The 12,854-nt window shown below is 53.1% G+C and carries 10 protein-coding genes; 5 read left to right on the forward strand and 5 right to left on the reverse strand.

The genetic code is table 11. The annotated features are described in order from the left end of the window. Window positions 1-5 precede the first annotated feature (5 nt). From leuC to leuL, 4 genes are all read right to left on the reverse strand, one after another. The gene (gene leuC / locus AAZT04_RS19990) at window positions 6-1,406 is read right to left on the reverse strand and encodes a 3-isopropylmalate dehydratase large subunit (RefSeq protein ID WP_046374527.1); all 1,401 of its coding nucleotides are present in this window, start codon (window positions 1,404-1,406) and stop codon (window positions 6-8) included. Window position 1,407: 1 nt separating this feature from the next. Continuing rightward, entirely contained in the window at window positions 1,408-2,499 is a 1,092-nt protein-coding gene (gene leuB / locus AAZT04_RS19995; protein WP_041414192.1) for a 3-isopropylmalate dehydrogenase, read from the reverse strand. A 2-nt stretch (window positions 2,500-2,501) separates the two neighbouring features. Then, on the reverse strand, window positions 2,502-4,076 hold the full coding sequence (gene leuA, locus AAZT04_RS20000; protein ID WP_020825197.1) for a 2-isopropylmalate synthase: 1,575 nt from the start codon (window positions 4,074-4,076) through the stop codon (window positions 2,502-2,504). Between the two features lie 89 nt (window positions 4,077-4,165). After that, on the reverse strand, window positions 4,166-4,249 hold the full coding sequence (gene leuL, locus AAZT04_RS20005) for a leu operon leader peptide (RefSeq protein ID WP_104410921.1): 84 nt from the start codon (window positions 4,247-4,249) through the stop codon (window positions 4,166-4,168). Between the two features lie 686 nt (window positions 4,250-4,935). Between leuL and leuO the strand changes: the two genes are divergently transcribed. The 5 genes from leuO (at window position 4,936) to cra (ending at window position 11,905) form a co-directional block, all read left to right on the forward strand. Continuing rightward, window positions 4,936-5,883, forward strand: coding sequence for a transcriptional regulator LeuO (gene leuO / locus AAZT04_RS20010; protein WP_129941537.1), 948 nt, complete (start codon window positions 4,936-4,938; stop codon window positions 5,881-5,883). Between the two features lie 463 nt (window positions 5,884-6,346). Continuing rightward, window positions 6,347-8,149, forward strand: a complete 1,803-nt coding sequence (locus AAZT04_RS20015; protein ID WP_434681468.1) for an AMP-dependent synthetase/ligase — start codon at window positions 6,347-6,349, stop codon at window positions 8,147-8,149. Between the two features lie 322 nt (window positions 8,150-8,471). After that, window positions 8,472-10,190 (forward strand): acetolactate synthase 3 large subunit, encoded by a 1,719-nt coding sequence (ilvI, locus tag AAZT04_RS20020; protein ID WP_041414196.1) that lies wholly within the window; start codon window positions 8,472-8,474, stop codon window positions 10,188-10,190. 2 nt (window positions 10,191-10,192) lie between these two features. Continuing rightward, window positions 10,193-10,684 carry an acetolactate synthase small subunit gene (ilvN, locus tag AAZT04_RS20025; RefSeq protein ID WP_004932806.1) on the forward strand — a complete coding sequence of 164 codons (492 nt, stop codon included), beginning with the start codon at window positions 10,193-10,195 and terminating at the stop codon, window positions 10,682-10,684. A gap of 216 nt (window positions 10,685-10,900) precedes the next feature. After that, entirely contained in the window at window positions 10,901-11,905 is a 1,005-nt protein-coding gene (gene cra / locus AAZT04_RS20030) for a catabolite repressor/activator (RefSeq protein WP_020825201.1), read from the forward strand. Between the two features lie 46 nt (window positions 11,906-11,951). Here cra and AAZT04_RS20035 read toward each other — a convergent pair whose 3' ends face one another. Beyond that, on the reverse strand, window positions 11,952-12,392 hold the full coding sequence (locus AAZT04_RS20035; RefSeq protein WP_048762928.1) for an L-alanine exporter AlaE: 441 nt from the start codon (window positions 12,390-12,392) through the stop codon (window positions 11,952-11,954). Window positions 12,393-12,854: the final 462 nt, after the last annotated feature.

The raw sequence follows: 12,854 nt of genomic DNA on the forward strand, positions 1-12,854 counted from the left end.
GCCCCTTAGTGAATATCACGGATATCGGCGAAATGACCGGCAACGGCCGCCGCCGCTGCCATCGCCGGGCTGACCAGGTGAGTACGTCCACCGCGGCCCTGACGCCCTTCGAAGTTACGGTTGCTGGTGGAGGCACAGCGCTCACCGGGGTTCAGACGATCGTTGTTCATCGCCAGGCACATTGAGCAGCCCGGCAGACGCCATTCGAAACCGGCTTCAATAAAGATTTGATCCAGGCCTTCCGCTTCCGCTTGAGCTTTCACTGGGCCGGAGCCCGGCACCACGATCGCCTGTACGCCATTGGCAACCTTGCGGCCTTTGGCGATTGCCGCAGCCGCACGCAAATCTTCGATACGTGAGTTGGTACAAGAGCCGATAAACACTTTGTCGATCGGCACTTCGGTCAGCTTGATGCCCGGTTTGAGGTCCATATAGGCCAACGCTTTTTCTGCCGAGGCACGTTCCACCGGATCGCTGAACGATTCCGGCGCCGGGATTGCCTGATTAACGGCAATAACCTGCCCTGGGTTGGTACCCCAGGTAACCTGTGGCGCGATGTCTTCGGCGCGCAAGGTCACTACGGTATCAAATTTGGCGTCGTCATCTGACTTCATGGTGCGCCAGTAGGCGACGGCCTGCTCCCAGTTGTTGCCGGTTGGGGCAAACTGACGGCCTTTCAGGTATTCAAAGGTGGTGTCGTCCGGAGCCACTAACCCGGCTTTGGCGCCCATCTCGATCGCCATGTTGCACAGGGTCATGCGGCCTTCCATGCTCAGCGCTTCAATCGCTTTGCCACAGAATTCCACGACGTGACCGGTACCGCCGGCGCTGCCGGTTTTGCCGATGATCGCCAGCACGATGTCCTTGGCAGTAATGCCTTCGGCGGCATCACCGGTGACTTCAATCTTCATGGTTTTGGCGCGACCCTGTTTCAGGGTTTGGGTAGCCAGCACATGTTCCACTTCCGAGGTACCGATACCGAAGGCCAGCGAGCCGAAGGCTCCATGCGTCGCGGTATGAGAGTCGCCGCAGACGATGGTCATGCCCGGCAGCGTCATGCCCTGCTCAGGGCCGATGACGTGTACGATGCCCTGGAAAGGGTGGTTCAGGTCATACAGCGAGACGCCGAATTCAGCACAGTTCTTGATCAGCTCCTGCATTTGAATACGCGCCATCTCGCCGCTGGCGTTGATGTCTTTGGTTTGGGTCGAGACGTTGTGGTCCATAGTGGCGAAGGTTTTGCCAGGTTGGCGCACCTTGCGGCCCATGGCGCGCAGACCATCAAATGCCTGTGGCGAAGTGACTTCGTGCACCAGATGGCGGTCGATATACAACAGCGGCGTTTCGTTCGGCGCTTCGTACACCACGTGGGCATCGTACAGCTTCTGATATAAGGTCTTGGCCATGTTATGCCCCCTGAGCTACAAAGCGGGCGATGATGTCACCCATTTCATCGGTGCTGATGGCTTTACCGGTACCTGCCAGATCGGCGGTGCGGTAACCCTGTTCCAGCGCCTGGTTGATTGCGCGTTCTACGGCATCCGCTGCTTCAGTGGCACCCAGGCTGTAACGCAGCAGCAGGGTGGCGGACAGGATCTGGGCGATTGGGTTGGCGATGCCTTTACCCGCGATGTCCGGTGCAGAACCGCCTGCGGGCTCGTATAAACCGAAGCCTTGCTCGTTCAGGCTGGCGGACGGCAGCATGCCCATCGACCCGGTGATCATTGCGCACTCGTCGGACAGGATATCGCCGAACAGGTTGGAACACAGCAGCACGTCGAACTGCGACGGGTCTTTGATCAACTGCATGGTGGCGTTGTCGATATACATATGCGACAGCGACACATCTGGGTAATCCTTGGCGACCTGATTGACCACTTCGCGCCACAGAATCGAGCTCTGCAATACGTTGGCTTTATCAATCGAGGTCACTTTATTGCGGCGCTTGCGGGCAGATTCGAAGGCGATGCGCGCAATGCGTTCGATCTCGAAGCGATGATAGACCTCGGTGTCGAAAGCGCGCTCCTGCATACCCTGGCCTTCACGGCCTTTCGGCTGGCCGAAGTAGATACCACCGGTCAGTTCACGCACGCACAGAATATCGAAACCGCGGGCGGCGATGTCGGCCCGCAGCGGGCAGAACTCTTCCAACCCTTGATACAGGCGAGCAGGGCGCAGGTTGCTGAACAGTTTGAAGTGCTTGCGCAAGGGCAGCAAGGCACCGCGTTCAGGTTGTTCTGCCGGCGGCAAGTGTTCCCATTTCGGGCCACCTACTGAACCGAACAGGATGGCATCGGCTTGCTCGCAACCGGCGAGGGTTGCCTGTGGCAGCGGACTGCCATGACGATCAATGGCAATACCACCGACGTCGTACTCGGCTTCGGTGATGCGGATATCAAAGCGCTGACGCACTGCGTTCAACACTTTACGCGCTTGGGCCATTACTTCCGGGCCGATTCCGTCTCCGGGCAAGACGGCAATGTGGTAGGTCTTCGTCATGTTCACACCGTTTCCTGATTATTTTGATGTTTGTTTTGCTGCAGACGCTGCTTTTCTTTTTCTACCTGCTGGGAGCGCCAAATATTGTTCAATACGTGAACCATCGCCTTGGCGGAGGATTCCACGATGTCGGTCGCCAGACCTACGCCATGGAAGCGGCGGCCGTTGTACGACACCACGATATCAACCTGGCCCAGAGCATCGCGCCCCTGACCCTTGGCGGTTAATTGATATTTCACCAGTTCGATCGGGTAACCGGTAATACGGTTGATTGCCTGATAAACCGCATCAACCGGGCCATTGCCGGTGGCAGCTTCGGCTTTCTCTTCTTCGCCGCAGACCAATTTCACCGAGGCGGTGGCCATAATGCTGCTGCCCGACTGCACGCTGAAGTAATCCAGGCTGAAGTGCTCTGGTTCTTCCTGCTGCTTATTAATGAAGGCCAGCGCTTCCAGGTCGTAATCGAACACCTGGCCTTTTTTGTCGGCCAGCTTCAGGAAGGCGGCGTACAGATTGTCCAGGTTGTAGTCCTGTTCCTTATAGCCCATCTCTTCCATACGGTGTTTCACCGCAGCGCGACCGGAACGGGAAGTCAGGTTCAACTGTACATCCTTCAGACCTATGGTCTGCGGGGACATGATTTCGTAGTTTTCGCGATTTTTCAGCACGCCGTCTTGGTGAATACCGGAGGAGTGGGCGAAAGCATTGGAACCGACGATCGCTTTGTTGGCCGGGATCGGCATGTTGCACAGCTGGCTGACAATCTGGCTGGTACGGAAGATTTCCTGATGATTGATATTGGTGTGCACGTTCATGATGTCCTGGCGCACTTTGATCGCCATGATCACTTCTTCCAGCGAGGTGTTGCCTGCGCGTTCACCGATACCGTTCAAGGTCCCTTCAACCTGGCGGGCGCCAGCCTGTACTGCGGCGATGGAGTTGCCGACCGCCATGCCCAGATCGTCGTGGCAGTGGACGGAGATAATGGCTTTATCGATATTCGGTACGCGGTCATACAGGGTGGTGATAATACCGCCAAACTGGTTCGGGGTGGTGTAGCCCACGGTGTCCGGGATATTGATGGTGGTCGCGCCGGCATTGATAGCGGCTTCCACCACGCGACACAGGTTATCGATTGGCGTACGGCCGGCGTCTTCACAGGAGAATTCTACGTCGTCAGTGTAGTTACGGGCGCGTTTCACTGAGCGTATTGCCATCTCCAGCACTTCGTCGAACGAGCGCTTCAGTTTTGATTCAATATGCAGGGTCGAGGTGGCCAGGAACACGTGAATGCGGAACGCTTCGGCGACGCGCAATGCTTCGGCCGCGACGTCGATGTCTTTATCTACGCAACGTGCCAGGCCACAGACACGGCTGTTTTTAATCTGGCGAGCGATGGTTTGCACGGATTCGAAATCACCCGGTGAGGAGACAGGGAAGCCTACTTCCATGACGTCGACACCCATTCTCTCCAGCGCCATCGCTATCTGAATCTTCTCTTTCACGCTCAGGCTGGCCTGCAGCGCTTGCTCGCCATCACGCAAAGTTGTATCGAAAATAATGACTTGTTGGCTCATCGGGTGGTTCCTTATCGTGTTTATTTCACGCTAAGCGGGTAAAAAAAAACCCGCGCAGTAGCGCGGGTTTGTTATGAGGGTGGGCTGAATCAGCTCTGAACTCCGTCCACCGGCATACCGCGCAAACAAGATGCGTTAAGTAGTAGGCCTAGTAGACGGTAAGTGTGGTTCATAGCGGTTCAACTCTCTAAATGAATGTCGTTGCCTAATTTGATACGTTATTGGCTTGGCTATGTCAACACCTGATTGAAAATGAGGGTACTCCTTAAGTAGCCGATTAACAGACCTTAAGCGGTAGAACATAGTTCGGTAAAAAATGACATTTTCAGATAAAAACTAAAGGTGGTTTTGCGGCCCAGTTAGCATAAACGAAATGAATATATATCCTCGCAATTGCTTCTGACTGTCATTGCGTTAAAATTAAAAATGCAAAAATCACGAAGCCGTGTTTGCCAAAATTAAAAATGGCGGATTCTGTATTTTTAGCATTCATACCTTATAAGAGGAGTGTGTTTTTTAAAATCGTTAGTAAAGTTAACAGATACCCAAAGGTAACAGGTTGGTTATTGGATGACGTATGCTTTCGAATACTGTCTGGTGGGACACCAGTAATGGAGAACGACGGCTTGTTATGAAAGCCATTAAAAGGATGTCAGAAGATTTTATGCTGTCGATGAAGATAACGTAATGAAAACTGAATTTTGGCTTTAAACCATGTTGGTACATAGGACGATGCTCGAGCCCGGCTTAAACTGGCGGCTGAGATATGACTAATTCTTTCTTGCGTAATTAAAACTGCGATTTCGCTGTTTTAGTTAGGTTTGATGAATTATCTACACAGGACTTAGTGGAGTGGGATATGTCGGAATTTAATTCGGAAATTGTTGTTGATAAAGACGCTGGTGATATTCATTTACGCAGCGTCGATCTGAATTTGCTCACGGTATTTGATGCGGTTATGCAGATGCAGAATATTACCCGAGCGGCGGGTCTTTTGGGGATGTCGCAACCGGCGGTGAGCAATGCCGTCGCACGTTTGAAACTGATGTTTAACGATGAGCTGTTTGTACGCTGTGGGCGCGGCATTCAACCTACAATACGGGCGAAACAGCTGTTCGGTCCGGTCAGGCAGGCATTGCAACTGGTGCAAAATGAGTTACCGGGCGCGGAGTTCGAGCCCTTTACCAGTGAGCGCGTTTTCTCTATCGCAATTTGTAGTCCGCTTGATTTACGTTTGGGGGCGTCAATAGTCAACCATTTAAAGGAAATTGCGCCCCAGACTCATCTAAAAATAAAATCTTATATAAGCAATAACATCGATAATCAATTGCGTTATCAAGAGGTCGAGTTCGTCATCGGTTATATAAACTTTGAATGCTCCGAGTTTAAACGCGTGGCGCTTTTTGAAGATGAGCTGGTGTTGGTTGCTGCCAAGAAACATCCTAGAATTAAAGGCGAAATTACACCGAAACAGATTATGGCAGAGCCGCATGCAGTAGTTTCATTAGAGAGTTTTTACTCTTTCAGTAAACCTTACTATATAGAAGAGTCGATGCAGCGCCTCGTCACTCAGCAATGTACAGATTTATATAGCGTGTTGAATATCGTTTCCAATACTAACACAATTGCTATTGTTCCAGCCTGGTTGGCCCGGCAGCAGGCTGACGCATTGCAATTGCAGCTTATTTCGCTGCCCTGGAATGAAAATAAGGCTACCTGTTACCTTGCTTGGCATGAATCTGCAGAACGTGATAAGGGGCATCAGTGGATGAAAATCGTGCTTGGCCAGCCTGATACACCAGAGTAAATCAGCTTACCAATTACCCCCGAGATGATGATTTCTTATTGGGGGTGATTTGTACTGTCGATTTACTAGGAATTACCTTGGGATTAACTAAGAGTTATCTTTATTTTCCCACTCTGCATTAACTCCTTTCGAAATTTGTCAGATAGGCACATTAAAAAAATCAATATAAAATTATATCCTGTAATTTTAATTATATTTGGTTTTTATCTCTGTTTATAAACCCGCCTCCGAGCTCTGCATTTTGCGATCGGGATAAAACCTTTTCATTCCCCTTCTGTCCAATGGTGAGACGCGGTGAAATTAACCTGAGTTTTAGCTCACACTTCTACGCTGAAATCTCTTTTCCCGCCGCCATAGACTAGGTAGACTGCGCGAAAAAAAGTAAACACGTGTAAGCTGAGTTGTGAGGAGAGGTTATCCCACACTTCGCTAACTGTTTGATTCATTTCAGGCTTAGAGCGCTATGATCAATAATCTGCTGCAATACCATTTGACTCACCGTATACAGCACCAAATTTCTCACCGTGCCGATCGCACTGCTTTTCGCCAATGGTCTCCCCAGGGGGAGACCCAAATGACCTGGAAGCAGGTCGATACGCATATCAATCTCATCGCCAGTGCGCTGTTGGCATTGGGTACCGACGTGCAGGAACGTATCGCGATTTTTGCCAATAACTGCATGGCCTGGTCGCTGGCGGATTTGGCCATTCTGCAATTACGGGGTGTGAGCGTGCCGCTGTATGCCACCAACACGCCGGCCCAGGCGGCTTTTATCATCAATGACGCCGATATCCGTATTCTGTTTGTCGGCGAGCAGGCTCAATTGGATGCCGCCATCGCGCTGCGCGGTGTATGTCCGCAGTTGAGCCACATTATTGTATTTGATGACAGCGTCGACCTGCATGGCTGTGAGATTGCCCAACACCTGAGCACCTTTGAACGTGAAGTCGACGTAGCGGCGTTCTCATCCCAATTGCAGCAACGCATAGCCGATTGCGATCTGCGGGATCTCTTCACGCTGATCTATACCTCCGGCACCACCGGCGAACCCAAGGGTGTGATGCTGGATTATCGCAATCTGGCTGCGCAGCTTTATCTGCATGATGAGCGGCTGACGGTGAATGAAGAGGATGTGTCTCTCAGCTTCCTGCCGATGTCACACGTGTTTGAACGGGCCTGGAGCTTCTTCATCATGCACTCTGGCGCGCAAAACGTGTTCTTGCCGAATACCGATTGGGTGCGCGAAGCCATGGCAGCGGTACGTCCGACGCTGATGTGCGCGGTGCCGCGCTTTTACGAAAAAATCTTCAGCGCAGTGCATGAAAAGGTCGCGCGTGCGCCTTGGCTGCGTCGGGCATTGTTCCATTGGGCGATTGTCTGCGGTGAGCGCAAGTTCCTGCAGGAGCGCGCCGGTAAGCCATTGGGCAAGCTATTCGATCTTTCTCATCGCTGGGCCGATAAACTGGTGCTGAGCAAGCTGCGCGGTATCCTCGGCGGGCGTGTACGCTTCTTGCCGGCCGCGGGCGCCAAACTGGACGACAATGTCATCCTGTTTTTCCAGGCGATGGGCGTTAACATCAAATACGGCTATGGCATGACCGAAACCTGCGCCACCGTTTCCTGTTGGGAAGAGGGTAATTTCCGCTTTGGCTCGATTGGCAAGCCCTTGCCGGGGGTTGAAGTGCGTATCGGCGAGGAGAATGAAATTCAGGTGCGTGGGCCGGTGGTGATGCGCGGCTATTTCAATAAACCGCTGGAAACCGCCGCCTCCTTTACCGAGGATGGCTGGTTGAAGACCGGCGATGCCGGCGCCATGGATGAAGGCGGCAACCTGTTTATCACCGAACGCCTGAAGGATTTGATGAAAACTTCTGGCGGCAAGTACATAGCTCCGCAGATGTTGGAAGGCACGCTGGCGCAGGATCGCTTTATCGAGCAGGTGGCGATCATCGCCGATGCGCGTAAATTCGTTTCCGCCCTGATCGTGCCCAGCTTTGAATCTCTGGAAGAGTATGCGAAATCCATCAATCTGAAGTATCAGGATCGGATCGAGCTGTTGCGTCACAGCCATATTCTGGAAATGTTTGAAAGCCGCCTGCGTGAGATGCAAAAAGAGCTGGCGCGCTTTGAACAGGTAAAAAGATTTACCTTGTTGCCTGCCGCCTTCTCGATGGAGTTGGGTGAGCTGACGCCAACGTTGAAGCTACGTCGTAAGGTCATTTCACAGCGCTATCAGCGTGAAATTGACTCCATGTACCAGGATTAGGTCAGAGATTGTCGCCGGACGGATTGTTCGGCGAAAAAAACAGCATAATTCTTGCCTGATATAGTTCTGTAATTCCTCGCCTGATTGAAACAATGCCTAGCCCGAGCCGCTGGCGGCTAGTGCATTGTTTCTGTAAACCCCAGATCTCCAGCCGCTTGGCAATAACCATTCCATTACCAAGCCTTTTTGCTGTTTGCCTGCCCAATATTCTGACGTTATGTTAATCAGTTAGAACCAATCCACAAAAACTTTGGGGCAATGCCCCACAGCAGGCGCTACGTTCCGGCGCCAGACAAGAATAAGTAAGCCTGGAGGCAAACCCATGGAGATGTTGTCAGGAGCCGAGATGGTCGTCCGATCGTTGATCGATCAGGGCGTTAAGCACGTATTCGGATATCCGGGCGGGGCGGTACTCGATATTTACGATGCCCTGCATACGGTCGGAGGCATCGATCACATATTGGTGCGCCATGAGCAGGGCGCAGTGCATATGGCCGATGGCTATGCGCGCGCTACCGGTGAAGTCGGGGTGGTTCTGGTGACCTCAGGGCCGGGAGCGACCAATGCGATCACCGGCATTGCGACAGCCTATATGGACTCCATCCCGATGGTGGTGCTTTCCGGGCAGGTTCCCAGCTCGCTGATTGGTTACGATGCCTTCCAGGAGTGCGACATGGTCGGGATTTCTCGCCCGGTGGTCAAACACAGTTTCCTGGTGAAGCGTACCGAAGATATTCCCGGTATTTTGAAGAAAGCCTTCTACCTGGCTTCTACTGGCCGCCCAGGTCCGGTGGTGATTGATCTGCCGAAAGACATCGTTGGCCCGGCAGTAAGAATGCCTTATGCCTACCCGCAGGAAGTGAGCATGCGCTCCTATAACCCGACGGTGCAGGGCCACCGCGGGCAGATTAAACGCGCATTGCAAACTATCCTTTCGGCCAAGAAGCCCGTTATGTACGTCGGCGGCGGCGCGATTAATTCGGCCTGTGACGGTGAACTGCTGGAGCTGGCAGAAAAACTGAATTTACCGGTTACCTGCACCCTGATGGGATTGGGCGCGTTTCCCGGCACGCACCGCCAGAGCGTCGGTATGCTCGGTATGCACGGGACTTACGAAGCCAACAAAACCATGCATCACTCTGACGTGATCTTTGCCGTCGGCGTGCGCTTTGACGACCGTACCACCAACAACCTGGCGAAATATTGCCCGGATGCCACCGTGCTGCATATCGATATCGACCCTACCTCAATCTCCAAGACGGTTGATGCCGATATCCCGATCGTCGGTGATGCCAAGCAGGTGTTGACCCAGATGCTGGAATTGTTGGCACAGGAAGACAAAACGCAGGATCACGATGCGCTGCGCGATTGGTGGCAGTCTATTGAACAGTGGCGTGCGCGCGACTGCCTGGGCTACGACAAAAACAGCGGCACCATCAAGCCGCAGGCCGTGATTGAAACCCTGCATCGGCTGACCAAGGGCGACGCTTACGTTACCTCCGATGTTGGCCAGCACCAGATGTTCGCCGCACTCTACTACCCGTTCGACAAGCCACGCCGTTGGATCAACTCCGGCGGGCTGGGCACCATGGGCTTTGGTTTGCCTGCCGCGCTGGGCGTCAAGCTGGCATTGCCTGATGAAACCGTGGTGTGCGTGACCGGCGACGGCAGTATCCAGATGAATATCCAGGAGCTTTCCACCGCATTGCAGTACAACCTGCCGGTGATCGTAGTGAACCTTAATAACCGCTATCTGGGGATGGTGAAGCAGTGGCAGGACATGATCTACTCAGGCCGTCACTCCCAGTCCTATATGGATTCCCTACCGGACTTCGTCAAGCTGGCGGAGGCTTACGGTCATGTGGGCATCGCCATTCGTACGCCGGATGAACTGGAAAGCAAACTGGCGCAGGCGCTGGCCGAAAAAGAGCGCCTGGTATTTGTCGATGTGACCGTCGATGAGACCGAACATGTTTACCCAATGCAGATCCGCGGTGGAAGCATGGACGAAATGTGGTTAAGCAAAACGGAGAGGACCTGATCATGCGCCGAATTTTATCTGTCTTGCTGGAAAACGAATCCGGTGCGTTATCGCGTGTGGTGGGTTTGTTCTCTCAGCGTGGTTACAACATCGAAAGCCTGACGGTCGCGCCGACCGACGACCCTACGTTGTCGCGTATGACGATCCAAACCGTCGGCGATGAGAAGGTGCTGGAGCAGATCGAAAAGCAATTGCATAAGCTGGTGGACGTGCTGCGCGTCAGTGAATTGGTGCAGGGCGCACACGTCGAGCGAGAAATCATGCTGGTGAAGCTGCAGGCCAGCGGTTACGGGCGTGAGGAAGTGAAGCGTTGTGCCGATATTTTCCGCGGTCAGATCGTTGACGTTACCGCTACGCTGTACACCGTTCAACTGGCCGGCACCAGCGATAAGCTGGATGCATTCCTGAGTGCGGTGCGTGAAGTTGCCGAAATTGTTGAAGTGGCGCGTTCCGGCGTGGTCGGCGTATCGCGCGGCGATAAAATCATGCGCTGAGGGGGGAGATTGGCGTAATCTGAGGGCGCGGCCAGGCTGCGCCCTTTGTTTTTCGGCGTTTTTTGCCCGTTTGCTGGCACCTTTCGGCAAAAGCGGTTGCTAGGCAGAGTTTTCTGCTGTTAGATCGCAGAGGCTGGATTGAATAACCGCACAGGATGCGATGGTTAATCCGGGCATGGTTTTCACTTCTATTTTCAGCGTCATTAAGGGGTTAACGTGAAACTGGATGAAATCGCGCGTCTCGCGGGCGTTTCGCGCACTACGGCCAGTTATGTCATCAACGGCAAGGCGAAGCAGTATCGTGTCAGCGATAAAACCGTCGAGAAAGTGATGGCCGTGGTCAGGGAGCACAACTATCACCCAAATGCCGTCGCGGCAGGGCTGCGCGCCGGGCGAACGCGCTCTATCGGTCTGGTGATCCCGGATCTGGAAAACACCAGCTACACCCGGATTGCCAACTATCTGGAGCGTCAGGCACGCCAACGCGGCTACCAGCTGTTGATTGCCTGTTCGGAAGATCAGCCGGATAACGAAATGCGCTGCATCGAACATCTGCTGCAACGTCAGGTCGATGCACTGATCGTTTCCACCGCTTTGCCGCCGGAGCATCCATTCTATCAGCGCTGGGCCAACGATCCGCTGCCGATTATTGCCCTGGACCGTGCGCTGGATCGCGAGCATTTCATCAGCGTGGTGGGTGCCGATCAGGAGGATTCTTTCGCGCTGGCGCAGGAACTGCGTACCTTCCCGGCGGAGTCTGTGCTGTATCTGGGCGCGTTGCCGGAGCTTTCCGTCAGCTTCCTGCGTGAACAGGGCTTCCGTCAGGCCTGGCAGGATGACGAGCGTCATGTCGATTATCTGTATGCCAATAGCTATGAGCGCGAGGCTGCTGGCGTGCTGTTTGCCGAATGGCTGAAAACCCATCCGATGCCACAGGCGCTGTTCACCACCTCATTCTCATTGTTGCAAGGGGTGATGGACGTGACCTTGAAGCAGCGTGGCCGCTTACCGACCGATCTGGCGATCGCCACCTTCGGCGACCATGAGCTGCTGGACTTCCTTGAGTGCCCGGTGCTGGCGGTTGCGCAGCGTCACCGTGACGTGGCCGAACGCGTATTGGAGCTGGTGCTGGCCAGTCTGGATGAGCCGCGTAAACCTAAACCGGGTCTGACGCGTATTCGCCGCAATCTGTTCCGCCGCGGCAGTCTGAGCCGAAAATAATCCTATAGCAGGGGCGCTTAGCTGCGCTCCTGTTTCAAACTCCCCGTTATACGTAGCCTGTTACCCTGAACAGCCTTCTGCAGTATTCGAGAAAATACCCGTACACCACACCCATCGCCATCGATACCACAGCATTGCTGGCCACGGCCGTTATGATCTGCTGCCCGTCGGCACCGACGCTCCACAGGATCGCGGCATAAACCGGCGATTGGAAACTGACATAGGCCAGCAGATCGGCAAGGTTACGCAATAAAAAGGGGTATCGATCAGCACGCCTGGCGATGCGGATGAACAGGTCCCGATAGCGCCCATAGGGCCAGGCGATCAGGATATTCACCGGAATCGACAGCAAGCGGGACGAGAGCGATTGTTGAAAGCTCATGCCGGAGACCAGAATTTCTATCGCCATACCGGCGATAAAGCAATACACCACCAGAGCAAAGGTATCGGCGGCGGCACTGCGCCAGTGAGTGGTAGGCGAGAGCATGGTGCAATCTCCGGAATGTTGGTTAATGTTCTGTTAAATTTATTTTTTATAGTTGTTAATTCTGGTTTTTTCTTTCATTTGTAGTTTACATTGCCAGTTGGTGTTGGATAAGTAGCTTAATATTTTTATTTGGCGGCGTTGGGTGGTTTTTGTGCTGAGGACAGACGGCAGAATGTGGCGCGAAGGGATTAAAAATGGACTATTCCTAACTATTCAATTAAAACAATGGGTTGCATAATTTCTGACGATAAAGCTGTTTTCCGCAGTAAAAATTGTGGTCATTAAACATGTAAGGAAATGAAACCATAATTGTAAACAGGTATTTTGGGAGTAATCTTACTAAATTGATTTGAATCGAAATTAACTCGCCTCGTAATATCCGAGTAATTTATTTTTCCATCTGGCTTATCAGCGGCACTTTAATTGAAGTAAAATAGCGGCCGACTTGAGGATGAATAACCG

Origin of the sequence: Serratia sp. Je.1.23.a (genome assembly GCF_051129805.1) — a bacterium.
Lineage (GTDB): Bacteria > Pseudomonadota > Gammaproteobacteria > Enterobacterales > Enterobacteriaceae > Serratia > Serratia liquefaciens.